Source organism: Arthrobacter sp. Soil_C_60, from assembly GCF_057656375.1.
In genome coordinates this window covers 218,799-242,925 of sequence record NZ_JBDGKM010000006.1, presented here as the reverse complement: position 1 = coordinate 242,925, position 24,127 = coordinate 218,799, and the positions used below count along the sequence as shown (strand labels likewise).

Sequence of the window (24,127 nt, the reverse complement as noted above, 5' to 3'; positions counted from 1 at the left end):
CCCAAACCTGCTATCCGGGCAAAATCAGATGATTCCACGAATCAATCGAAGCGGGCATCTTGACATGATTCCCCGGGCGGTCAGTGCGGAGGCGTGACAGGTCTCATTCGTTACTGGAACTGTTCTCGGCTCATTCAACCAAGACCGTCCCAAATTGCAGCATTGCGGCTGCGCACGAAACGGTTCGCAGGCCAAATGCCTCCGTCTCAGCAGTTTCCGCATGCAGGAACTAGAGCCAGGTTCCATTGTCGGCTTTCGGGAAAGCTGCTTGAGTGAGGGACAACCCCAACGAATACTAATCATGTGGGGGCCCGAATTATGGGGACCAACAATGGAGTTGTCATGACACAGCAGCTGACGGACCAAGTGGTCCGTACGGATCTTTACATTAACGGCGCAATACAATCGGCAGCAGGTGAACTGAACATTAAGGATCCGGCGAACCCGCTGGAAACCGTGGGGGTGGCGGCTGCGGCGTCCAAGGGACAGGCACTGGAGGCAGTTGCGGCCGCTAAGGCAGCATTCCCCGCCTGGTCAGCGCTGGAACCGGCGGAGCGCGCGCGGCAGCTAAGCGAAGGCATCAAAGCTCTGGACGCCTTTCAGAAGGAAGACGCCCAGGTGTTGTCCCGGGAAAACGGGAAGGTCCTGCAGGAAGGCCTGGTGGACCTGATCGTCTTCAACATCCGAGTCCAACTCGCCTGCGGGCTAGCGGACAAGGTGAACCAGAAGTCCATACTGGCCGGGCCTCCTACCGAGACGGTCGTGGAGTACAAGCCGCTGGGCGTCGTCACTTTGATTGTGCCCTTCAACTGGCCGCTGGCCATTCTGGCGGCATCGCTGCCGTACGCATTGGTCGCGGGGAACACAGTGGTGGTCAAGCCGCCACCCTCTGCCCCGTTGGCCACCACGCGTGTTGTACAGCGTTTGGCGCAGCAGTTGCCGCCCGGTGTCCTCAATGTCATCACAGGCGAGGATGCTGAGATCGGAGACGCCCTTATTGCCAACGAGGACGTGGCCAAGGTCTGCTTCACCGGAAGTGTCGGCGGCGGCAAGCGCATCATGGAGATGGCCTCTCGGACTCTGACCCGTGTGGCACTGGAACTGGGCGGAAACGACCCGGCGCTCATTCTTCCGGACGCCGAACTGGACGATGCAGCACTGGACCGGCTGTTCCACGGCACGTACGACACCACAGGGCAGGTCTGCATGTCGGTGAAGCGTCTGTACGTCCATCGTTCCCGCTACCAGGAAGTGGTAGACGGCCTGAAATCACGGTTGGAAAACACGGTGCTGGGCCGCGGCACCGATGGCGGAACCACCATGGGACCCCTGCACTCGCCGTTGCAGAAGTCTCTGGTCAATGAGTTCGTTGAGGAAGCACGGGCATCCGGGGCAGAAGTGCTGGAGTTCGGCATGCTCCCCGAGGGGGACCTGGTAGCCGGTAACTTTGTCCGCCCCTCGCTGGTCCTGAACCCGGATCCGGAATTACGGATCGTCACTGCCGAGCAGTTTGGCCCGGCATTACCCGTGATGGTCTTTGACGAAATCGACGACGCCGTTGCTGCCGCCAACGACACATGGGCAGGCCTTTGTGCTTCGGTATGGACCAGGGATGAGACAAAAGCGCGCAGCGTGGCCGCCCGCTTGGAAGCCGGGTACATCTTCCACAACGCCCATGGTCCGGCATGGCTGGACCAGCGGGCTCCGTTCGGTGGCCTGAAGTCCTCCGGCATGGGGCGCGAGATGGGTATTGACGGCCTGCGCGAGTTCATGGATACGCGGAGCATCGGGATCAACACTGGTGGCTTCGAAGTCCACTAAGGGCGGAACCAACAGGGGAGCTGCACCGGGCACATGGTGTAGCTCCCCTGTTCTTGCAGCCCTGGGTAGCCAGTGTTCAAAGAGCCGATCCAGAGCCAATCAGGTACGTCAGTTGCTGCCGCGCAGCCTGCGTTGGATTTGCTCCGCGTAGCCGTCCAAGGCTTCGGCGAATGCTGCGGCTTCCTTGGCGTTGCTTAGCCGGATCAGCGGAACAGAGACGCAGATTGCGGCCCGTGGCGTGCCCGTGCCGTCGATGATGGGCACGCCAATGCCGGCCAGAGCCAGATCCGTTTCCCCGAACTCGACCGCCCACCCGCGCCGCTCGATCCTGTCAAGATCAGCCAGGAACTCGTGCCAGTCTGTGATGGAACGGCTCGTCTCCGGTGGGAGTCTTTTAGTTGGGTAGCGCCGCTCGAGCTCGAAAGCGCTCAGGTGCGCCAGGATGGCCTTTCCTCCTGCCGTGGCGTGCGCCGGGTGAACCTGTCCCAGCGGCGACGCTACACGCACGGACTGATGGCCTTCGATGGACTCGACGAACCGGGATTTGGTGCCCTCGAGGATCACCAGGCTGACGGTCTCATTGAGCTCTTTGGCAGCCTCGCTGAGTAGTGGTCCCGCAGCATCTCTGAGGCTGACGGCGCGAGTGGCGCCTAGCGCGAGTTCGTGAAGTGCTGGTCCCGCCTCGTATGCTGCCCCCGGCTGGTCCTGTCGGACAAAACCAACATGCCGACATGTTGAAAGCAACCGGTGCGCGGTCGAATCGCCGACGCCAAGTTCTTCCGCTACTTCCTTCAGTGTGACCCGCCCCCGCTGACCGACGAGCGAAACAAGACGCAGCACCCTCTCGGCTGACTGTAAAACTGTTGGTCCGTATTCCCGCATAGCAAAAACCTACTTGCATAACTTCCGTATGGAGAGAAACTCCCCGAAAATGACCTGAATTTTGGTTGTATTACTCAACGTTTCCGCATGGAGGAAACGTTGGGCCTTTCCATTGTTCCGTCGATGTGACCCTGCTTGAATCTGAAGGAGACGAATCAACTGTGATTCGCATCACCGAAAATCCCCCCATTGAACAGCACGGACGCTGCTGTTTGGCCTGCCTACAGAGGAGAAAACCATGACAGAGTTGTCGCTGGAAAAGGATCTTGCATCGGCGCTGTTCGAACTCCAACGCCGCGTTGATGTACTCGAGGCACAACAGGCCGTGCGGACCCTGCAGCACCAGTACGGCTACTACCTGGACAAGACCCTGTACCGCGAAGTGGTGGACCTTTTCGCCGAGGACAGCGAAGCGGTGTTCTGCGGTGGTGTGTTCAAGGGCAAAGCAGGCGTTCGTCGCCTCTACATTGACCGGTTTAGCAACCGCTTCGCCGGGGGCGTCAACGGCCCGGTGTTTGGCTTCCTGCTGGACCACCCGCAGCACCAGGACGTCGTCACGGTTTCCGAGGACGGCCTCAGCGCCAAGGGCCGTTTCCGCTGCACCATGCAGGCCGGCATCCACAAGGACGCCACAGAGAGCTTCCCCGGCCGGGTGACCCACGACCAGTGGTGGGAAGGCGGCATGTATGAGAACGAGTACGTCAAGGAAGACGGAGTCTGGAAGATCAAGAGGCTGAACTACCGCCCGTTCTGGCACAGTGAGTACAGCACCGGTTGGGCCCAGGGCGACCCCATGGATGTGCTGCCGAAGGCCACCTTCCCGGAAGACCCGGTAGGCCCGGACGAGATCATCAGCACCGGCTACGAGCTGTACCCGAACACCGATGTCTTCCCGTTCCATTACGACCACCCGGTCACGGGGGCACCGTGGAAGGCCTGAAACTGGCCGGACCGCGGGTGGCAGCGGCTTCAACCGCCACGGCGCGGCCGTTCATCGACGGGGCAGAGGAAAGGGCCGAGGGTCTGGAGTTTATCGACGTCGAGAACCCGGCACGTCCGTCCGACGCGGTCGGAATCGTGGCCCGGTGCACTGCGGAGGACGTTGACCGTGCGGTCCGTGCAGCCGAAGGAGCCTTTCCTGCCTGGTCCGCCACTACGGCAGCCCGGCGTGCCGAGCTGATGCGCCTGGCCGCGGACCGGCTTGCCGAAAGACTGCCGGAGTTGACCGAAACCGTGGTCCTGGAAGTAGGCAAGGTAGTCAATGACGCCCGCGGGGACGTGGCCGGTGCCATTGCCCTCCTGCGCAGCTTCGCTGACCTGGCCCCCGCCGTTGAAAAGACGGAAGACCTGACCGGCGAGCCGGGCACGGGCAACGCCAGAACTGTGCTGCTGCACAAGGTGCCGGTGGGCCCGGTAGCCGTGATCTCGCCGTGGAACACGCCTGTCTATCTGACCTTCAACTCCGTGGCCCCCGCGCTGATCGCCGGGTGCACCGTCGTCGTCAAGCCACCGGAAATTGCTCCGTTGGCGCTGACTGCGGCGCTGGCGGAAGTGGCTTCGCTGCTGCCGCTGGGGGTGTTGAACGTGGTGCCCGGCCGCGGCTCGGTTGTGGGCGATGCCCTCACCATCCACCCCGGGATCCGCGCGGTCCTGTTTACCGGCGGCACCGAGGCCGGCAGCAAGGTCCTCGCCGCCGCGGCAGGCACCGTCAAGAAAGTCTCGGTAGAGCTGGGCGGCAATGACCCGGCACTGGTGCTGGAGAGCGCCGTTATTGACGAGGCCATGCTGCGCGAAATGATCGCCGGTTCCTTCAGCGTCTCCGGCCAAGTGTGCTTCAACATCAAACGGATCTACGTCCACCGGTCCCGGTATGACGAATTCGTGGAGAAGTTCTCTTCAATGGTGGAGCAACTGGTGGTGGGAGACGGTTTTGACCCGGCCGCGCACATTGGGCCGGTCACCACGAAGGACGGGTACGAGAATGCCCTTCAGCTCATCTCTGATGCCAAAGCAAACGGTGCCATCGTGCATGAAGGCGGACAGCTGGGGGAGGGCATCGACTGGGAAGCGGGCTATTTCATCCGGCCAACAGTCGTCACCAACCTAAGTACCGATGCAGAGCTTGTACTCACCGAGCAGTTTGCCCCGGTCATCCCGATCCTCCCGTTCGACGACGACGAGCAAGCCATCCGGGAAGCCAACCGGACCGAATTCGGTCTGGCCTCCTCGGTCTGGAGCGCCGATCCCGAACACGCGCAGCGGGTGGCGCTGCGCATCGAAGCAGGTAACACATTCATCAACGCCCACCGGGTGGGCGCCTCCGTCCCCGCGGTGCCATTCGGCGGCATGAAACAGTCCGGGCTCGGACGCAACCACCTCATGTACTCGGTTGAGGCGTGCATGGAAGAGCACGCCGTGGTGCGCTACGGGAACACCGGCGAAGAGCTGCCGGGAATCCAGCACTGGTCCGCGCTCCAGCTGGCGGCCATAACCTCGGACGAATCCCCAGAAAGATGACCATGAGACAACAAATACTTCACGGCCCGCAGACCGGCGGCGGCAACGGCTACCTGCGCATTGCTACTGAAGAGGCCTATGCACTGCCCGAAATGTTCGAGCTCTACCGCAAACAACTGGCAGAGAAAAGCAACGACGACGTCGGCTTCAACAGCCTGCTTGGATACTTCCTGGGCAGCAAGCATCCGCAGCCGCGCTCCGTCGTCGAACGTCTCCAGGATGCCGGCGAACGGCGCATCGCGGACATGGACGCGTCCGGAATCGACCACCAAGTCATGGCACTGACTGCTCCCGGCACCCAGGTGCTGGACGCCGCGGATGCAAAAGACATCGCCGCGCTGTCCAATGACCGGTTGGCCGAGGCCTGCGCCGCGCACCCGGACCGGCTATCGGCGCTTGCTGCGGTGGCCTACCAGGAACCGGACTCCGCCGCCAAGGAACTGCGCCGGGCCATCGGGGACCTCGGCCTGAAGGGGCTCATCCTCAATTCGCACATTCAGGGCGAGTACATCGACAATCCCAAATTCCTGCCGGTGCTTGAAGAGCTTAATGACCTGGGCGCACCGCTCTACCTGCACCCCTCAACACCGTCCAATCGGATGATCGAACCGCTGCAGGAGGCAGGGCTGGACGGCGCCGTGTACGGGTTCGGCGTGGAAACCGGCATGCATCTTCTGCGCATCATCACCTCGGGGCTGCTGGACCGGTTCCCCAACCTAAAGGTGGTGGTAGGCCACCTTGGCGAGGCCCTACCGTTCTGGCTGCACCGGATTGACCATATGCACGCCAAGCAGGTGGCTGCCGGCCGCTACGAGGCCATCAAGGCATTGGAACTGAAGCCGTCCGAGTACTTCCGGCGGAACATCTTCATCACCACCAGCGGCATGCCGTGGCAGCCTGCCATTATGTTCACGCGGGAAGTGGTCGGCGCGGACCGCGTCATGTACGCCATGGATTACCCCTACCAGTACGAAATCCAGGAAGTCATCGACCAGGACAACCTGCCCATATCCCTGGACGAAAAGAAGCGGTTCTTCGAAGGAACCGCCAGAGAGGTATTCAACCTCACTTTCTAAATTACGACGGCGGACCTCACCTTGGCCTGGCAACACCAGCTGAGCATCGCCGTCGTCCGCTTCATCTTTCTGCTCTAATCCTTCTCAATAAGGAGCTGCAACATGGACGTTGTAAGCCAGATTAAAAACGGCCCGATGACCCGGTTCCAGAAGCTCACCATCGCGGTCTGCATGCTGATTGTCATCATCGACGGGTACGACATCATCGTCATGGCCCTCGCCGCACCCTTCATCGCCCAGGAATGGGGTGTTGATTCCATAAGCCTCGGCTACTTGATCAGCGCAGCCACGGCCGGCATGGCCGCCGGATCGCTCCTGCTCGCCCCACTGGGCGACCGCTACGGACGCAGGAACGTCACCCTGATCAGTCTAGGCATCGTCTCTGTCGGCATGATTTACTCCAGCCTTTCGCAGGATGTAGCGAATCTGCTGGTCTCCCGGGCAGTGACCGGCGTCGGCATCGGTGCGGTGATCGCCATCGTGGGTGTCATCACCGCGGAGTATTCCTCGAAGAAGTCCGTCGGCCTGACCATGGCGCTGTTCTCCGCCGGCAACGGAGTCGGCGGTTTCATTGGCGGCTTGGTGGCCGGCGTCGTCATCCCCGCTTCCGGCTGGAAGATGACGTTCATTATCGGGGCGGTAGCCAGCGCCTTGCTGTTCCTGGTGGCCGTTGCGTTCCTGCCGGAGTCCATTGATCACCTGGCAGCGAAACGCAACAGTAAGTCCCTGCAGAAACTCAACGTGATCCTGCAGCGGATGGGCCGGGAACCGATTGCGGATCTGCCCGTCGTCACGGAGCGGACTGGCACACCGACGGTCAACCTGCGCAGCCTCTTCAACCCGGCCCTGCTGGTGACCTCCGTCATCCTGATGCTCGGTTTCGGCGCCCTGATGGCGGCCTTCTACTTCAATATGGGCTGGACAACCAAGCTAGTGGTGGACGCAACCCAGGACGAACAGCTCGGTCTGAGTGTTGGAACAATGCTGCCCTTCGGCGGCATGGTTGGCGGCATCCTGTTCGGGCTCGTCTCGCTGAAGATTGGCAACCGCATTTTGACTGTGGTGTCCCTGGTGCTGGCCGGAGCGGGAGCCGCCTGGCTGGCAGTTTCGCTGGACAGCGGGAGCGTGGCACTGCTGGTCCCGGTCATCATGGCCACGGGCATCGGCGCCAGCATCGGCGGCTACTACGCCGTGGTGCCGCTGATGTACCCGCCCCAGATCCGCTCGTCAGCGTTCGGCTGGATCATCGGCTTCGGCAGGATTGTAGCCATCTTCACCCCGATCGCGGCCGGATACCTGCTGGCCGCCGGCTGGACCGGAGGCGGACTGTTCTGGGCCGCTGCCGGGCTGCTGGTCCTCTCCGGAGTCTTCTGCCTGGTACTGGTCCTGATGCGCAAGACGGAACACACCGACGCGCCGCTGACAGAGGGCCAGCCCGCAGCAGACCTGAGGCCGGAGCCAAGCCAGCCAACTGCAGGCTGAGCAGTCCGCTGACCGACAATTTTCATGGAAGGAACACTCATGACTACCTATCCAGATCTGCAGTCCGCCGACACCGATATGTTGGTGTGGCAGCGGACAGAACCCAAGGAGCCCATTCCGGCGCCTGATCCCTACCCCATAGTCCGCTTCCCCGAGGCTGCGCATCCGTTCGACGCGCCCTGCCGGATCGAAGCCGACATCGTTGGCTTGGAATGCATCCAGGGCGAAATACCCGCGCACCTTGACGGTACGTTCTACAAGGTTGTCTGCGACCGGCAGTTCCCGTCCTTCATGAAGGGGGACATCGACCTCTTCAATGGGGATGGCATGGCCCTGTCCTTCCGCTTCGACAACGGACGCGTGGACTACAAGAGCCGCTACATCAAAACGCCTCGGTTCAACGCGGAGCGCGAAGCCGGCAGAGCGCTGTTCGGAGGCTATCGCAACCCCTTTACCGATGATGCGGCGGTCGAGGGTATGGTTCGCGGGATTGCCAACACTAACGTCTTCTTCCACGGCGGCAAGCTCTACGCTGCCAAGGAGGACAGCCCGCCCTTGATCCTGGACCCGGACACCCTGGAGACGGTGGGGGACTACGACTTTGAAGGTTCGCTGACCTCCAAGACCGCAACTGCCCACCCCAAAGTTGACCCGAAAACCGGAGAGATGGTGTTCTTCGGTTACGCCGCCAAGGGTGAGACTTCAAGGGACATCGCGTACTACGAGGCCGATGCAAGCGGCCGGATCATTCACGAAACCTGGTTCAAGGCGCCCTATTCCAGCATGGTCCACGACTTTGCGGTCACCCAGAACTACGTGATTTTCCCGATCATCCCGCTGCGCAGCGAGGCCGACTGGCTGCGGAAGGGTGAGTCGCACTTCCAATGGGACCCCAACGAAAAAATCTACTTGGGTGTGATTCCGCGCAAGGGCAAAGGCGAGAATATCCAGTGGTTCGAAGGGCCCAACCGTTTCGCCAGCCATATCATGGGCGCGTATGACGACGGCCGGTACATCCACCTGGACACGCCCGTCAGCGAATCCGCATACTTCCCGTGGTTCCCCATCACCGACGGCCGGCCTTTTGATCCGGAGAAGGCCAAGGGATACCTGTCCCGGTGGACCATCGACACCCAGAGCCAGACGCGGACGTTCTCAGAGAAGAAGATCAACCGTTACGCCTCGGAATTCCCGCGCATGGATGACCGGTACGAAACGCTCAAGTACAGCTGGGGTGTCATGGGCTTGTCTGACGTGCCGGAACAGCAGGCGCCCGGCGCCGGCTTCCGCTGGGTGGCCACCGTGGATGTCCAAAGCGGGAAGCAGAAGATCTACTACCCGGGCCCCGAGTCAACCATTGGCGAGCCCATCTTTGTCCAGGGCACAGACGAAGCACCGGAAGGCCATGGCTACGTGTTTGTCATAGTGTCCCGGCGGGATCTGATGCACAGTGAACTGGTTGTCTTGGACGCCCAGAACGTCGACAAGGAACCCGTCTGCACCCTGAAGGTCCCGCTGCGCATCCCCAAAGGCCTTCACGGCAACTGGGTGACGGCCGGGGAGCTGTCCCAGCGGACGGACTGAGTGCCAATCCGTTCTGGAGGAAACTGTGGTCCGGGATGGCGAACATCCCGGACCACAATTCTGCAACGGCGGCGGTGCAGTTCGCGAAACAGCTGGATGCGCACGTCACCGACGTGTGCAGCAGCGTCAACAGGGAACTGGTTACCGCGCTGCGCAGACCGCGTGATCGGAGGACTTCACCGCCGATGGCTGGCTTTACGGCTACGGCGCCGAATTGTGGGTCAAGGAAGCAGATGCCTCTATCGCAACGGGCAAAGAGCCGGACTAACAAGGAGCGCCGGCCTGCTATTTTGTGGTCATGACAGAACACATAGGACAACTCGCATCCATCTCGCTCGACTGCCCGGACACCGACCAGCTCGCTACCTTCTACTCGCGCCTTCTGGGCCTTGAGGAAGCATTCGCCACTCCGGACCGCGGCGTCGTCGCACTCTCTGGAGCAGGCCCCATGCTCACGTTGATGCGGGTCGACAGCTATGTTCCGCCCTCCTGGCCGGAAGGTCCGCAGCACCAGCAGTTCCATCTGGATGTTGCCGTCAGCGAGCTGGAGCCGGCTGTCGCGAGTGCTCTTGCGCTGGGCGCTACGGAGGCGGAGCACCAGCCCGCTCCTAACCAGTGGCGCGTGCTGGTCGATCCTGTCGGGCATCCCTTCTGCCTCACCGTCGTCCGTCCGGACTGAGTTTCGGCGCTCGTTTCCGCATAAGGCGCGAGCTAGCCTTAACTTCACACCAGCTGTGCCAGCTCCTTCAGGAGGTCCTTGACTCTGGTGTCCTGGTTCTCGGCCAGCATCTCGTTGGTCAGGAAGGAGAACCCGACGTTTTTGTCCGGCCAGGCGCCGTGCAGCCCGCCGCCCGCGCCGGAATGTCCGAACGCAGGAGCCACCGGCCCGTAGGTCCCGATGGGATCGGCCAGCTCATAACCGAGGCCAAACCTCAGCGGCCGGTCGTTGATGGCATCCACGCCTTCGGACCACGTCCGGGTGGCCTCCCGCAGCGCCTCGGCGGAGACCAGACCACCTTCAGGGCTTGCCAGACGGGAGTACAGGTTTGCCATCGCGTCGGCGGTGGCGATACCGCCACCGGCAGCCAGCTGCCCGCGACGCATCGCCACGCTGTTAAACGGGTCCTTGTCCTCGGCGAGCAGGTTCCTGTACATCCGATCGACGATCCTGCGGCGTTCCGGGTCCTGGAGGTAGGTGCTGATGGCGTAGCTCTCGGAGCGGAAAATGGTGGCGAGCCTGGGGTCGAGTTCCTCGGGCAACCCGAGGAAGATATCCAGTCCCAACGGGGCGCTGATGAGTTCGGAAATCAGCTCCCCAACGCTCTTACCGGTGGCCCGGAGGAGCAGCTCGGACATGAGGTAGCCGTAGGTTGTGGCGTGATAGGCAACCTTGCTGCCCGGCTCCCACAATGGGGTCTGCGCGGCCAGTGCTGCCGCGTTTCCGACATTGTCGTACTGGCTCTCTTCGCCCGGCGGCTCCGGGTCCACGTAGGGGAGCCCCACGGTGTGGTTGAGCAGGTGGTACACGCGCACGTCCTGCTTGCCTCCGCCTGCAAACTCTGGCCAGTAATCGGCCACGGGCAGGCGCACATCGAGCTGCCCGCGGTCCACGAGGATCGCCGCGACGGTTGCGACCACGCCCTTGGTGCCGGAGAACATGACTGCGAGGGTCTTAGGGCTCCAGCCCTCCTCCACGGCCGCGGTGGGCGTGCCGCGTTTTATCGTGCTGCCGCCGTAGAAGCGCGCCAGGGGTTCGCCGTCCCGGTAGACACAGAACGCCATGCCTCCCTGCGAGCGTTGCAGGTGGTTGGCGAACGTTTCCTGCAGCCGTGCGAAGCCAGCGGCGGCCAGTCCGCCGTCGTTATTGCTCTCAAAAGGTATTTCCACAATGATCCTCAGAAGGTCGGGACGTTGGCCAGCAGTTCGCGGGTGTAGCTGTGTTGCGGATTTTTCATCACTTCGTCCGTGGAACCCAGCTCGACCAGCCGGCCGTTTTGCAGGACCGCCATCCGTTGCGAGATATGCCGTGCCAGCGCGATGTTGTGCGTGACAAAGAGCATGGACATGCCAGATTCATGCTGCAGGCTGCGCAGCAGGTCGATGATGGACGCCTGGACGGACACATCGAGTGCCGAGGTGACTTCGTCGCAGACCAGCAGTGACGGTGCATTGACCAGGGCGCGGGCGATGGCCGCACGCTGGCGTTCGCCGCCGCTGAGGTCGCGCGGACGCCGGTCCAGGTAGCTTTCACCGAGGCGGACCTGGTCGAGCGCTTCACGTACCCGCCGCCGTCGTTCTTTGCGGCCCATTTTGCCGGACATCTGCAGAGGCATCTCAACGGACTCGCAGATGGTGCGGCGCGGGTTCAGTGAAGAGAACGGGCTCTGGAACACGTACTGGATGCTCTGTCGCTGCTCAGCAGTGCGTGCACGGGTGCCCGCCGCAAGATCACCGCCGTTCAGACGCACGCTGCCGGCGTAGTCGTCATTCAGGCCGGCGACGCAGCGCGAGAGCGTTGTCTTGCCGGAGCCGGATTCGCCGAGCAGCATCATGGATTCGCCCTGGCCCAGCGTGAAGCTGATGCCGTCCAATACCTGGTTGCTGCCGTACGCCAGCCGCAGGTCCGCAACCTCCAGCAGCTTCCGCTCACGAGCGGCCGGTGCCGCCTGGGCGGGGCGGGCTTCCGCAAGTTGCCGGTCAACCACCGACTGCTCGCCGGTGATGGCCGCAACCCGGCCAAGCGGTCGTTTGCCGGCCAAATCCGGCACCGACGCCAGCAGCTTGCGGGTGTAAGCATGTTGTGGTTGGTAGAGCACCTGGGAGGTGGGTCCCTTTTCCACCACCTCGCCGGAGAGCATGACAACGACGTCGTCCGCTATTTTGGCGACCACCGCCAGGTCGTGGGTGATGTAGAGCCCGGCGACGTTGTGCCGTTCGGCTAACTGGGCGATGGTGGCCAGGACCAAAGCCTGTGTAGTGACGTCCAGTCCCGTGGTCGGTTCGTCCAGCACCATCACGGCGGGCCGGCAAGCGAATGCCATGGCGATGCCGACGCGCTGTTGCTGTCCGCCGGAGAGCTGGTGGGGATACCGGCGTTGGTAGGACGCATCATTTTCCAGGCCTACCTCCGCCAACACCTCGGCGGTGCGCGTGCGCCGGTCCGCCTCCGAGGAGCCGTAACCGTGGACCTGCAGTACCTCGAGGATCTGGTCGCCGATCCGGATGGCCGGGTTAAGGGAGAGTGCGGGGTCCTGCGGGACATAGGAAATGGCGCCCCCACGCAGTTTCCGGCGGGCGGACTCAGGCAGATCAAGGATATTTCCATCCAGGACTGTCTCGGCGGCGCCGGCGAGCCGGACGGTTCCACCTGTGTTGACCAGTCCTTGGCGGAAGTGGCCCATGCAGGCCAGTCCCGCAGTTGTCTTGCCGGACCCGGATTCCCCCACCAGGGCCAGGACCTTACCGGGGCGAAGCTCGAAGGACACCCCATGCAGGATTTCGTCGCCCGAGGTGGTGGCAATCCGCAATTCCTCCGCGCTGAGGACGGGCATCGTTATCGTTGTGTCTTCCTGGACCGAAGTGCTCATTTGCTTGCTCCCACGCTGGAGTTGGCCGCGGCGCGGGCCAAGGAATCGGTTATGAGGTTGGTGCCCACCGTGAGCACGGCAATGGCCAGCACCGGCAGCAGCACGCCCCAAGGCTCGAGCACAAGTGCAATGCGGTTCTCATTGATCATCAGGCCCCAGTCCGCGGTGGGCGGTTGCATACCCAGTCCGAGGAAGGAAAGCGAGGCTACGGCCCCGATGGAGTACGTCATCCGGAGGCCGAGCTCCACCATCAGCGGGCCGGTGATGTTGGGCAGTACGTCCTGGGCCAGGATTTTCCATTTCGGTACCGCATACATTTCGGCGGCCCGGATGAAGTCCTCGGTGATCACGTCCACCGTCGCCGAACGCGTGACCCGGGCAATCCGAGGTGCATGCGTGATGCCGATGACCGCCACCAGAACCCACCCCTGCGGACCGAGGACGGTAATGGCCAGCAGCGCAAAGACCAACTGCGGCAGGGCCAGCAAGACATCATTGGACCGCATGATGATGCTGTCCACGCGGCCGCCCTGATAGGCGGCGGTCATGCCTGTCAGCACGCCCAGCGACATGCCGAGCAGGGTAGCCAGTCCGGCGTACATGAGCAGCCGCAGCCCGCCGTCGAGGAAACGGGAGAGCACATCGCGGCCCAGGTTGTCGGTCCCGAAGACCCCGTCGGGCTGGAACGGGCGGCCGGTGAACTCCGTGCTGGTGTGGCCCGTAGCCCAGGGCAGCAGCAGCGGGCCGAGCAGGGCCAGGAGCACGACGGCGCCGGTCAGCGCGATGCCGATCTTTGCCTGCCGCTGACGGAGCAGCCGGCGGAGGAGACCGGGCGGGGTTTCGACTTCGCGGGCAATGGCCTGGGGTGTATCAATGACGCTCATCGCGCGCCCCCTGTGCGTAGTTTCGGATTGGTGAGAATACCGACGACGTCGGCCAGCAGGTTCACGACGATGTACACCGCGGCGATCAGGACGGACAGCACCTGAACCACCTGGACGTCCCGGTTGGTGACTGCGTCCACCAATGCCTGCCCGATGCCGGGGTAGCGGAAGAGGAACTCGACGACCACAACTCCGCCGGCCATCCATGCCAGCTGGATGGCGATGACCTGGGCCACGGGGGAGAGCGCGTGCGGCAGGGCGTGGCGCAGAATGACCTGCCGCTCGGGAACGCCCTTCAACCTGGCCATCTCCACGTAACCGGAGTCGAGAACCTCCAGCATCGTCGCCCGCATCATCCGGGCGATGTACGGCGTAACCATCAGGACCAAGGTCATAGTGGGCAGGACCAGTTGGAGCGGATAATTCCACACGGGTTCTCCGGGCGGCGCCATGGTGACCGACGGCAGGATGGCGAACACGGTGGTGGAGAAGAGCGTGATCAGCGCGATGCCGATGACGAACTCGGGCAGGGCGGCCAGTACGAGGCTCGTACCGGTAACCACGTGGTCTCCGGTGCGGCCCTGGCGAAGGGCGCTGTAGGTCCCCACGAGAAGGCCCACGGGGATGCTGATGAGTCCGGCTGCGGCCAACAGGACCAATGAGGCGCCGATGCGTTCCCCGAGCAGGTCCGTGACCGGCCCGCCGGATGCTGCGGAGACACCAAAGTCGCCGGTGACCAGGCCGCCGAGCCAGGACAGGTACCGCTGCCACGCTGGGTCATTGAGGTTCATCTGCTCGCGCAAGGCGGCGAGCCGTTCCGGCGTGGCCTGCTGGCCCAGAATCGCCTGCGCCGGATCGCCGGGCAACAGCAGGGTTGCGACGAAGACGAGTATGGACACTGCAAGCAGGATGAGCACGCTGGTGCCCAGCCTGCGAAGGATGATCGGGGTCATGACGCGTTGCCTCCTAGCCAGACGCGGCGGAATTCGAATCCTGAGAGGGCCAGACCTGTGCGGTTCGGAACCAGGCCGGCAACATACTGCTGGTACGCATCTGCCTGGTTTGCGTGGCCCCAGATGATGTAGCCACCCTCGTTGTATTCGATCTCCATCGCCTGCGCGATGAGCGCGTTGCGTTCCTGCGGGTCAACGGTGCCCGTTGCCTTTTTCACGAGGGCGGTGAACTCGGGATGATCCCAGTGGGTCTCGTTAAATGGCGAGGTTGGCAGCGTGCTGGCGTTGACTTGCGGCAGGTAATTACGGGTGTAGTAGAAGTCCTGCGCGAAGTCCCACTGCAGGTAGCCGTCACCGAAAAACGTGGTGACGTCCACTTGCCGGATCTTTACGGTGATGCCGGCCGCGGCCGCCTGCTGGGCAAAGACCTGTGCGGCTTCCACGGCGCCGGACTGGATAGGCGCGGTTACCAATTCGACCGTGAGCCCGTCCGGATAACCGGCGTCGGCGAGAAGTTCCTTGGCCCGGGCAATGTCCTGGACACGCTGCGGCAGGTGGGAGGGGTACCCCGGGTCGAACGGAGAGTACATGTCGTTGCCGAGGCTGCCGTTGCCGCTGAGGACCTGCTCGATCATCTGCTGGCGGTCAACCACCAGCCGGAATGCCTCGCGGACCCGGTTATCGTCGAAAGGCGGCCGGTCCACCCGCATGGTGAAAGGCATCCACGCGCCGGTCTCCGACTCAAGGATGCTGATCCGGGGATCGGCGTCGATGACCTCCAGCAATGCCAGCGGGATCTGGCCGATGGCGTCCACTTGGGTTGAGAGGAGCGCGTTGATCAGGGCGTCTTCGTCGCTGAAGTTCAGGATTTCCAGTTCGTCCAGGTAGGGCTCATTGTCCCGCCAGTAATGCTCGTTGCGCACAAAGACACTGTTGCGTCCCGGTGCGAAGGACTTGTATTTGAAGGGTCCGGTGCCCACCGGATTGGCCGGGTCGTAGTCCGCGGGGACAATTCCCAGCGTGTACTGGCCCAATGCGTCGTCGAACGCGGCGTTGGGACTGTTGAGCCGGAATTCCACTCGATGGTCGTTAACGATGACCACGTCGTCGAGGATGGCCAGAGCTGCAGTGCCGCTCTTGGGATCATCCGGATTGGTGATCCGCTTGAAGCTGGCGGCTACGTCCTTTCCGGTTACCGGCCGGCCGTCATGGAACAGGACGTCGGGACGCAGGTCCACCGTCCATACTAGGGCGTCGGGAGACGGCGTGACCTTGGTGGCCAGCAGGGGTTTGAGTTCGTAGTTTTCGTCCCTGTAGACCAGGGACTCGTACAGGTTCACTACCCGGGCGATATCGGTAGTGCTGACCGATGAATGGGCGTCGAGGCTGTCTGCCGCTCCGCCCCCTGCCAGCCCCACTCGGAGGCGGCCGCCAGGCTGCGGCGGTCCTGTGGGTGCGGCGATTACTGAGGTCTGGCTGGCGCCGCAGGCGGACAAGAGCCCACCCAAACCGATCACCAGACCCATTCCCAGCACACGGCGCCGGGTCGGATGGAGCGCTGGGCCGCCGGAGGGCAGGCTGCGCATGGGGGATGCTTCCACGGATCCTTCTTTCTCAGAGGGGAACGGCTAGGAGCTGACGGTCCTGCCGATCCAGTCCGGGGCCTCATCGTCGAGGCCTGACCGGTATCTGCTGATGTCCTCCAGGACGGGAGTGGGGAACGCGCTGCTTCGGCCGCTGCCTTGGTCCACATGCAAGGCCAGCAGTTCCTCGGTGGCGATGAGCTTTCCCGCTGTGCGCATCTCGTGCGCCAGGTGGAGCTTCTTCGCTCCGCCGCCGACTATCTGCGTGGTGACTGTCAGTTCCGCATCCAGCCCCGTCTCGGCCAGGTACCGGACATGTGCTTCAACTGTGTAGAGGGAGTTTCCGGTCGACTGCCGGTAGGCTTCGCCCATTCCGAGCCGGTCCATCACCTGGTCCGTTGCGAAGCCGAAGACCAGGACGTAAAACGCTTCGGAGAGGTGGCCGTTGTAATCGATCCACTCCGGCAGGACGGTGCAGCGGTATGCGGGCAAGGCCGCCACCGCCGTGTCCGTCATGGTTTGTCCGCCTTGAGCGCGGCAATCACGTTGCGGACGGCGATAATGGCTTGGTCCCTCTCGAGGATCAGCTCTGCGACGGACCTGCCGTTGGCCTCTTCGTCACATCCCGCGATCACCGCGTTGCGCAGCTCGGGGGTCAGTTCGGGGGCGTCCAGCCGGGTCCAGGGCGACTTCAGCGAAGGGCCGAAGTGGTCGAGCATATGCGCCATGCCGCCTTCCCCTCCGGCGAGGTGGAAGGTCAGCATCGGGCCTTGGATCGGCCAGCGCAGACCCGGGCCATCGGTAATGGCCAGGTCGATCTGCTCCACCGTGGCCTCGCCGTTGTCCACCATGTGCAGTGCTTCGCGCCAGAGGGCTTCCTGCAGCCGGTTGGCAATGAAGCCGGGTACCTCGCGGTCCATGGTGATCACGGATTTGCCGATGTGCTCGTACCAGGCGGAGGCCCATTTCACGGCCGCGGCGGAAGTGGCTTCGCCGCCGGCTACTTCGACGAGCGGAATCAGGTAGGGCGGGTTGAAGGGATGTCCGACAACCAGACGGGACGGGTTGGCGGCCTCGGTAGCCATCTCCGTCATGCCGTAGCCGGAGGTGGAGGACGCAATAACGACGTCGGGGGCTGTCACCGCGTCGATCTGCGCGAGCAGGGACCGCTTCAGCTCCAGGACTTCAGGAGCGCTTTCCTGCACAAATCCGGCCCCGGCCACCGCTTCGGCCAGATCCGTATGCACGCTGATGTTGTCCTTCGAGGCATTCGGCGCCAGGCCCAGTTCCGTCAGGGCGGGCCACGCCGCGTCGATCAGCCGGCGCAGCTTCGGCTCGGCATCGGGGGAGGGGTCCCACGCCTGCACCCGGTAGCCGCGGGCCAGGAAGTACGCGGCCCAACCGCCGCCGATGGTGCCGATGCCCACACAGGCAACGGTGTCGACGTCATTCATATCAAGTGGAGTGAACTCAGCAGTGGTCATAGGATTCAGGCTTTCTTCTCGAGCTTCAGGATTTCGCGGGCTTCGTCGGGGGTAGCCACCGCGGCACCGAGGTCATGGACAATCGCGATCGCGCGTTCGGTCAGCTGGGCGTTGGTCGCCTTCACGCCCTTGCTGAGGTAGAGGTTGTCCTCCAGCCCCACCCGGACATGGCCACCGAGCAGCACGGACTGGGCCACCCACGGGAGCTGGTCGCGTCCGATCGCGAAGGACGTCCACTGCGCGCCGTCCGGCAGCATATTGACCATGGCCTGCAGCAGGCCCGGGTTGGTGGGTGCGCCGTAGGGAATGCCCATGCAGATCTGGTACAGCGGCGGCGGGGCAATCAGGCCCTCTTCGACCATGATGTTGGCAAACCACAGGTTGCCGGTATCGAAGATTTCCATCTCCGGTTTCACACCCAGTTCCTTGATCCGCTCGGCGCCTTCGCGGAGCATATCCGGGGTGCTGATGTAGACCTGGCTGCCCTCGCCGAAGTTGAGCGAGCCGCAGTCGATGGTGCAGATTTCCGGCCGCAGTTCCTCCACATGGGCCAGGCGCTCGCGGGCGTTGACCAGGTCCGTGCCCGGCAACTGTTTTGTCGGTTCGCCCGGATCCAGCAGCAGGTCACCGCCCATGCCCGCTGTCAGGTTGATGACAGGATCCACGTCGCTCTCACGGACCAGGCGGACTACCTCGCGGTAGAGCGCTACGTCGCGCGACCCCTGCCCCGTCTCCACATCGCGTACATGGATGTGAACCACCGAGGCGCCGGCCCGTGCAGCGGCGATTGCGTCGTCGGCGATCTGCTGCGGCGTGACGGGCACGTACTCGCTCTTACCTGTGGTGTCGCCGGCGCCGGTCAGGGCACAGGTGACGATGACCTTGCGGTTCATGCGGAACTCCCTTGCGATAGGACAATGTTGCGGTCAATGAAACTTTCGATATGGCTGTACATCTGATCGGCAGTCAGAATTCCGGTCAGTACCTTGATGCCGAGGCCATCCACCATGCTGGTCAGCTCCATAGCGAGCTGGTCAGAGGGGATGTTTACGAAGACGCCGGATTCCTGGCCCTGGAGGATCGCGTCTTCCACGGTCTTGTACCAGCGGCGGTAGCCCTGCGCGTGGTTCTCCTTGCCGGAACCATCAACTGCCACATCTGCCCAGGTCTGCAGCCAGATCGAGAACTCCGCGCTGCCGCGCTCGCCGGCGGGGAGCTGGAGTTCGATCAGCCGCTTGAGCCGGCGGACCGGATCCGTGATGGAGTGCAGTTCGGCGATCTGGCGGTCGAAGGCCAGTTTGATGGAGTAGCGCAGTGCTTCGGCAAAGATTTCGCGCTTGGTCGAGAAGTAGTAGTGGATAGCGGCTGTGCTCATGTCGCAGGCGTAGGCGATATCGGCAATGCGGACCGCGGAATAGCCGCGGCGGGCCAGTAACCACCAGGCCGCCTCGATGATGGCGCGCCGCTTCTGGGCGTGTTCGCTGTCCTCCCGGTGCTTCGTCGGGAGGATCCTTGCCGGGGGCGGCACGGACGGGCCGTGCGTTTCATCCGACCCAGACAGCAGCCAGTTGACCGTAACGCCGGTAATGTCGGCCAGATCGGTCAGCTCCTGCGGATGGAAGCGCCGGGTGCCGTTGAGCGCCTTGGACAGTTTGGTCTCGTCCAAGCCAATATGATGTGCCACCTCACGTTGCGCCATTCCGGAGTTCCTAATGGACTTCCGGACGCGCTCTGTGACCTCCGTCTCAGTTGATGTCATGAGACGAAGCTACGCGTTGTTTGCGATTATGGCAAGGGTTGCTAACTGAAAGTCAGAAAATTGCGATTTCTTGATGGATTAGCGAGACAAAGGTGCATGGGGCGAATTACCTGCGGTTCTGAACCTGATAAGGAACGGCGCAGGCACTGATCTGCATCCCCGTCCGGGGACAGACTCCGAACGCTACTCAGTTGGCGCGGGCGCGGGTTCATCAGCAGGAACCGGTGCAGGCTCCTGCTCGGGGGCCGGAGCCGGTGCGGGTTGTGGTGTGCTGGTGGTTATCGGCGCCGGGGGAGAGGACACCGATCCGGGATCAGGCTCTGCGGTAGGTTCCTGCACGGGAGCCGGCTGTGGCTCGCTGTCGGGGTCTGCCGGAGGGGTTTCATCCGATGACGATTCTTCATCGGCGGTGCCTGGTTCCGGTGCCACAGTGGTGGAGCCGGGCACCGGCTGAGGCTCCCCGTCCGTGTCCTGCTCCTGGGTGGGCTGGGTATCTGAGTCCACGTCGGATGGCGTCCTGCTGCGCCACCGCGGTCGCCTCGCTGTCCACCGAACCGATGTTGGCGGCCACCGCGGCGTCGATGGGCGCGGCGACGTTGGCATTGGCGGCCACGGCACCGTTGATCGGGGCAGCAATGTCGGCGTCCGCGGCCAGATCCACGTTTACATTGAGCAGGTTCCCATCAAGCGTGGACGAAAGTTCCTCCGTGACCGTTCCGGCGTCGGGCAGCGTCCCGTCCGGCAGCAGCGCTGGATCGGTCGTGTCCTGCCCGGTGACGCTCTCCTGCAAGGGCGCAGAATCGTCGACGACGGCGTCCGTTCCTGCAGCGGAGCCCGCATTTGTGTCCGCGCCGTCGACAGTGTCGTTGCTCTGGTCGATATTGCTGTCCTGCGTGGATTCGGCAGTCGCATCGGCCGCGATGCCCTGGTCGATGATGACTCCCTGATCGGATAGCGCCTGCGCGGTGGAGCCGGACGAGAGGATGTTTGCCGAGGCAGCGGCATCGATTGGCGCTACGACGTTGGCGTTAGCAGCCACGGCCAGATCGATCGGCGCGGCCGCATCGATGGCAAGGTCAAGATCCGCATTCAGATCGAGAATGGAAGCGACTTCCTTGTCCGGCAGCGCAGTGCCGGACTGGGATTCGAGTTCCTCCGGCGACAGCGGCGTGGGTCCCTGTTCGTTGCTCATCAAAATCTCCGTCTCCGGCGCAAAGCGCCATCCGTTCCAACCGGTGGTCGAAACATGCCGAATCCTGCCAGACAGCCCGAGATGCCCGAGCCCTAGTTATTGGAAAGCATACTGATGAATCCTTCCACTGTGGCAGCACAGGCAGGAATTGATAGGTGCCGAGGCGAGGATGGGGCCTTATCATCAACCTTTCTCGACAGCGGGGATACCGATCAATTTGCGAATTCTACTGCCGGCTCTGGGCATGAGGACGCGTCCGCCACTCCCGATCGCGGCGTCGTTGCTCTTTCTGGAGCGGTTCCGATGCTCCTGCTGATGCTCGTGGACAGTTATGTTGCTCCCTTCTGGCCGGGAGGTCCGCTGCACCCGCAACTCCACCCGGACTTTGCGGTCAGCGAGCGGACTCGCTGTCGTGAGTTCTCTGCACTAAGCCGTCTGCGTCACGGTCGACCGCCCAGACGGAGAACCCCTCCCACGTTCTCCTGTTGGCGCCGGTCTGGTGCATCAGCTGTAGCCGGTGCCGGCGCCTGAATTCTCCCCATTTTCCTGCGATGGCCTGGGCGCCATCGAAATGATGCTATTCACCCTGCGCTGGCAGGTGAAGGACGTGGTGGGCGGCCTGTCGAATGACCCTCGCCGGATGCTGCGTGGACATATTAGCTACGGTCGTATTGATGTCACTGCTGTATTTGTTCCACTTACCTTTCGACACCACGTCCTGGAGTCCGTGCAGTATGAGTAACGGAACTCTGATTCCACCCGAATTAAGTGACTTGATCAGTGCCGAGTGTACGAGCGTTGAGAGGCCGGTGGTCGTTGTGCCTACAGATGCAAGACTCCTTCCCGCAAGGGCCCGGACAGAGGCGTCTGGATCCTGGGTGAGTTGAAGTAAGAGGAGTTGTGCCCATTCCCACTCCTCGTAAGCAGTAGCCACATCCAGTAGCACTTCGCTTGCAGCCGCCCGATCTTCGGGAGAATTGCCGCTGGCCATCTCTGTCGCGGCAGCTACGCTTTCGTTTCTCGTGCAGATATTAAGCACCGCGCCCACACGGAGGGCCTCAGCAAATTTTGATGACGGATCCGGCTCGGAGAAGAGACCGCGTTGTTTGGAATCAATTACTGCTGCCCAGTTTGCGCGCAGCGTGGATTGAGCTGCCTCAGGAATCGCGTTGCGACCGTACTTGGCGATCCTATCGAGTGCGCGGCTCTTCAGTTCACGAGCGACATTAGAATCAGTCAGAAATTCAGTCACAGCCAGCCAGGCATCAGTCCTCTTATATAGATGCGCGAATAGCGTCACGAGCTCAGCGGAATCGATGCCACCGAAAGAGACGGTGCCACGCTTCGCATCCTCCTGTATGTTCTTCAGTATCGATCGACAATGATTATCTGCTCGGTCTAGTACCTCTGTTTTCAACGCCTCTAGTTCGGAGTGGTGCGTAACCAAATAAAGGGGGAGCTCCGCATCAGAAATGAGTCCAAGAACGGCGTCATGATCTACGTGTTGCTGTAAACTGGCGGCGCGATGAGCCAAAGAACTCACTAAAGAGGATTTCTTATTGGCCTCCCCCCACGATCTCCAAGCTGCAATATTTTCGGGGCTAACTACGTCCCAATTTATTGACTCAAGAAGACTCAGCAGTTCCCCCTCGATTAGATCGAGCGAGTACCGACCATCAGTCGCAGCTAGTGCTGCACTGGCCACTTCCTCATCTCGGCCGCTTTCCGGTAAAAGCCGGCTGACAGCCCGCCATAGACTGCGTTCATCGGCAGCAGCGACATCATGTCTGTTCCGGGGAGAACCAACGAAGTAAAGGGCGCTATCCAAAGACCGTTGTAGCAATTCCGGTTCTAAATATGTGGCAGCTGAGGATAGAACCATGAGATCGAGGGCATTTACATCGCCAGGGAACCCGCTCCGCTCCAGTATCGTCATGGCATCCTGCAGGAGAGCTGTTCCAGGCCCGCGCAGGTAGATCCATTCTAAAACGCGCTTCAGACTTTTTTGGGCGCGTGATCTCCTAAGTAGACGTAGGGCATCGCGTACCTCCCACACTTCATCATTGTCCGTGGTCTCTTGTTGGCGAAGTATCCTCGTCTGGGCAAGCGCCTCCCGGCCTTTCATGAATCCGTTTACGTCCCCAACTAGCTCTGCGGTAAGCAAAGCCTCATAGGCGGGAGAAAGTATTGGATCGACATTTCTAAACGTGCGGCCCTTTGTGCGCATGCCTACTGAGTTTTCGAAACGGTGTTCCACATACTTGCGATCGCGCCCGGCAGCAGCGAGCTCATTTCTGAAATCGGGCCACGTCGAACGCGACTTCACCACCTGTACCCAAGTTGTACCTTCAAATCCTTCCATCCGTGCTTGCAACTCGAGTCTGTGCGACTCGGCAGCGTCACGAATGTCCTGTTGCACTTGTTCCGAATTCCAACTAATGCCGAGCGAAACGGCAAAGGCGTCCCACTTGCCTCTTTTACCAAGAAGATGCTCGTTGGAAAGGATGGACTCCAAGGCGCCGGCATAGTCAAAGATTTCAAACTTCCGCGCAGCAATTTGTTGGTGTAGCAGAGCCCAACCCAGTGCTGAACTACGAGTGTACGGTTTTTCCGATTGGGAGATAATTGCGGTCATCCGCCGGATAGCCTCACCGTGCTCATCCAGATCTACCTCAGCAACGCTGGCATAAAGAGCGGCAGCAATGCGTGCCCCCACTGGAATACCCTTGAGTTCTGCAATGGTCCACAGTTCGTTAGCACCGGCGCGTACAGATCCGTAGCTGATAGAACGTGCAGCGGCGTTCACTAGGGCGAGAACCCAATCACTGTTTCCTTCGGGAAGGAGTTCCTTATAGCGTTCTAAATCATCAAGACGTGACTGGGCTACTAGCGCCAAAAGCTGAGGACCGGTCACTGAGTCTTGTGAGAAATTAGGGTGAGGGGCCATGGCCCATGGTGCTCCGACCGCCGCGATCCAAGGGCCGTCTTCTAGAATCTCCAAGGACTCACCTCGTATCTGAGTAGTGAAATACCTGCACTTCCGACGCTATTGCTACTAGGATTACCACCCGTAGAAAAGCCCATATGCCGGAGCGCGCGTCTTATATGTATCTCCGCTGTTGCTTTCAAATCCGTGGGCTCGAGCGCCCTCGTCGCATATTTCTTCGCAACCTCAGCCAGATGGGAGTTTGCAAGTTGCGTAACTGCTGCTTCAGAGAGAACAGGATGCGCCGGTTGACACGCTGCAAGGACGATTCGTGTGGAGGAATCAGGGCGAACTTCGGCGAGGGCGTCACTAATCTGACTTCCTGACTCGATAAGGG

At 62.1% G+C, this 24,127-nt stretch carries 19 protein-coding genes; 7 read left to right on the top strand and 12 right to left on the bottom strand.

Annotation, left to right across the window (positions count from 1 at the left end; all coding sequences use genetic code 11):
- Window positions 1-342 precede the first annotated feature (342 nt).
- Window positions 343-1,821 carry an aldehyde dehydrogenase family protein gene (locus AC3A4M_RS14480; protein WP_498736408.1) on the top strand — a complete coding sequence of 493 codons (1,479 nt, stop codon included), beginning with the start codon at window positions 343-345 and terminating at the stop codon, window positions 1,819-1,821.
- Window positions 1,822-1,929: 108 nt separating this feature from the next.
- Here the strand turns inward: AC3A4M_RS14480 and AC3A4M_RS14475 are convergent, their stop codons facing one another.
- Complete coding sequence (locus tag AC3A4M_RS14475; RefSeq protein ID WP_498736407.1) at window positions 1,930-2,661, bottom strand: IclR family transcriptional regulator; 732 nt, start codon at window positions 2,659-2,661, stop codon at window positions 1,930-1,932.
- 280 nt (window positions 2,662-2,941) lie between these two features.
- Here AC3A4M_RS14475 and AC3A4M_RS14470 point away from each other — a divergent pair, with 280 nt between their 5' ends.
- The 6 genes from AC3A4M_RS14470 to AC3A4M_RS14445 all read left to right on the top strand — a co-directional run bounded on the left by AC3A4M_RS14470 (window position 2,942) and on the right by AC3A4M_RS14445 (window position 10,041).
- On the top strand, window positions 2,942-3,643 hold the full coding sequence (locus AC3A4M_RS14470) for a nuclear transport factor 2 family protein (RefSeq protein WP_498736406.1): 702 nt from the start codon (window positions 2,942-2,944) through the stop codon (window positions 3,641-3,643).
- Window positions 3,631-5,220, top strand: a complete 1,590-nt coding sequence (locus AC3A4M_RS14465) for an aldehyde dehydrogenase family protein (RefSeq protein ID WP_498736405.1) — start codon at window positions 3,631-3,633, stop codon at window positions 5,218-5,220. The genes AC3A4M_RS14470 and AC3A4M_RS14465 overlap by 13 nt, the downstream gene beginning before the upstream one ends.
- A gap of 2 nt (window positions 5,221-5,222) precedes the next feature.
- Window positions 5,223-6,296 carry an amidohydrolase family protein gene (locus AC3A4M_RS14460; protein WP_498736404.1) on the top strand — a complete coding sequence of 358 codons (1,074 nt, stop codon included), beginning with the start codon at window positions 5,223-5,225 and terminating at the stop codon, window positions 6,294-6,296.
- Window positions 6,297-6,398: 102 nt separating this feature from the next.
- Window positions 6,399-7,778, top strand: coding sequence for an MFS transporter (locus AC3A4M_RS14455; protein WP_498736403.1), 1,380 nt, complete (start codon window positions 6,399-6,401; stop codon window positions 7,776-7,778).
- Window positions 7,779-7,817: 39 nt separating this feature from the next.
- Window positions 7,818-9,362 (top strand): carotenoid oxygenase family protein, encoded by a 1,545-nt coding sequence (locus AC3A4M_RS14450; RefSeq protein WP_498736402.1) that lies wholly within the window; start codon window positions 7,818-7,820, stop codon window positions 9,360-9,362.
- 298 nt (window positions 9,363-9,660) lie between these two features.
- Window positions 9,661-10,041, top strand: a complete 381-nt coding sequence (locus tag AC3A4M_RS14445; RefSeq protein ID WP_498736401.1) for a VOC family protein — start codon at window positions 9,661-9,663, stop codon at window positions 10,039-10,041.
- A gap of 44 nt (window positions 10,042-10,085) precedes the next feature.
- Here AC3A4M_RS14445 and AC3A4M_RS14440 read toward each other — a convergent pair whose 3' ends face one another.
- From AC3A4M_RS14440 to AC3A4M_RS14390, 11 genes are all read right to left on the bottom strand, one after another.
- The gene (locus AC3A4M_RS14440; protein ID WP_498736400.1) at window positions 10,086-11,249 is read right to left on the bottom strand and encodes a serine hydrolase domain-containing protein; all 1,164 of its coding nucleotides are present in this window, start codon (window positions 11,247-11,249) and stop codon (window positions 10,086-10,088) included.
- An 8-nt stretch (window positions 11,250-11,257) separates the two neighbouring features.
- A complete protein-coding gene (locus AC3A4M_RS14435; protein ID WP_498736399.1) occupies window positions 11,258-12,949 on the bottom strand; it encodes a dipeptide ABC transporter ATP-binding protein in 1,692 nt (563 codons plus the stop codon).
- Window positions 12,946-13,833, bottom strand: coding sequence for an ABC transporter permease (locus AC3A4M_RS14430; RefSeq protein WP_498736398.1), 888 nt, complete (start codon window positions 13,831-13,833; stop codon window positions 12,946-12,948). Before AC3A4M_RS14430 ends, AC3A4M_RS14435 begins: the two co-directional genes overlap by 4 nt.
- On the bottom strand, window positions 13,830-14,786 hold the full coding sequence (locus tag AC3A4M_RS14425) for an ABC transporter permease (RefSeq protein ID WP_498638275.1): 957 nt from the start codon (window positions 14,784-14,786) through the stop codon (window positions 13,830-13,832). Before AC3A4M_RS14425 ends, AC3A4M_RS14430 begins: the two co-directional genes overlap by 4 nt.
- A complete protein-coding gene (locus tag AC3A4M_RS14420; protein WP_498736410.1) occupies window positions 14,783-16,312 on the bottom strand; it encodes an ABC transporter substrate-binding protein in 1,530 nt (509 codons plus the stop codon). The genes AC3A4M_RS14425 and AC3A4M_RS14420 overlap by 4 nt, the downstream gene beginning before the upstream one ends.
- Window positions 16,313-16,414: 102 nt before the next feature.
- Complete coding sequence (locus tag AC3A4M_RS14415; protein ID WP_498736397.1) at window positions 16,415-16,885, bottom strand: thioesterase family protein; 471 nt, start codon at window positions 16,883-16,885, stop codon at window positions 16,415-16,417.
- Window positions 16,882-17,853 carry a 3-hydroxyacyl-CoA dehydrogenase NAD-binding domain-containing protein gene (locus AC3A4M_RS14410; protein WP_498736396.1) on the bottom strand — a complete coding sequence of 324 codons (972 nt, stop codon included), beginning with the start codon at window positions 17,851-17,853 and terminating at the stop codon, window positions 16,882-16,884. Before AC3A4M_RS14410 ends, AC3A4M_RS14415 begins: the two co-directional genes overlap by 4 nt.
- Before the next feature lie 5 nt (window positions 17,854-17,858).
- Window positions 17,859-18,746 carry a beta-keto acid cleavage family enzyme gene (locus AC3A4M_RS14405; protein ID WP_498736395.1) on the bottom strand — a complete coding sequence of 296 codons (888 nt, stop codon included), beginning with the start codon at window positions 18,744-18,746 and terminating at the stop codon, window positions 17,859-17,861.
- Window positions 18,743-19,552, bottom strand: coding sequence for a TetR family transcriptional regulator C-terminal domain-containing protein (locus AC3A4M_RS14400; RefSeq protein WP_498730504.1), 810 nt, complete (start codon window positions 19,550-19,552; stop codon window positions 18,743-18,745). Before AC3A4M_RS14400 ends, AC3A4M_RS14405 begins: the two co-directional genes overlap by 4 nt.
- 460 nt (window positions 19,553-20,012) lie before the next feature.
- On the bottom strand, window positions 20,013-20,804 hold the full coding sequence (locus tag AC3A4M_RS14395) for a peptidoglycan-binding protein (protein ID WP_498736394.1): 792 nt from the start codon (window positions 20,802-20,804) through the stop codon (window positions 20,013-20,015).
- Window positions 20,805-21,381: 577 nt separating this feature from the next.
- Window positions 21,382-23,805 carry a hypothetical protein gene (locus AC3A4M_RS14390; RefSeq protein ID WP_498736393.1) on the bottom strand — a complete coding sequence of 808 codons (2,424 nt, stop codon included), beginning with the start codon at window positions 23,803-23,805 and terminating at the stop codon, window positions 21,382-21,384.
- Window positions 23,806-24,127: the final 322 nt, after the last annotated feature.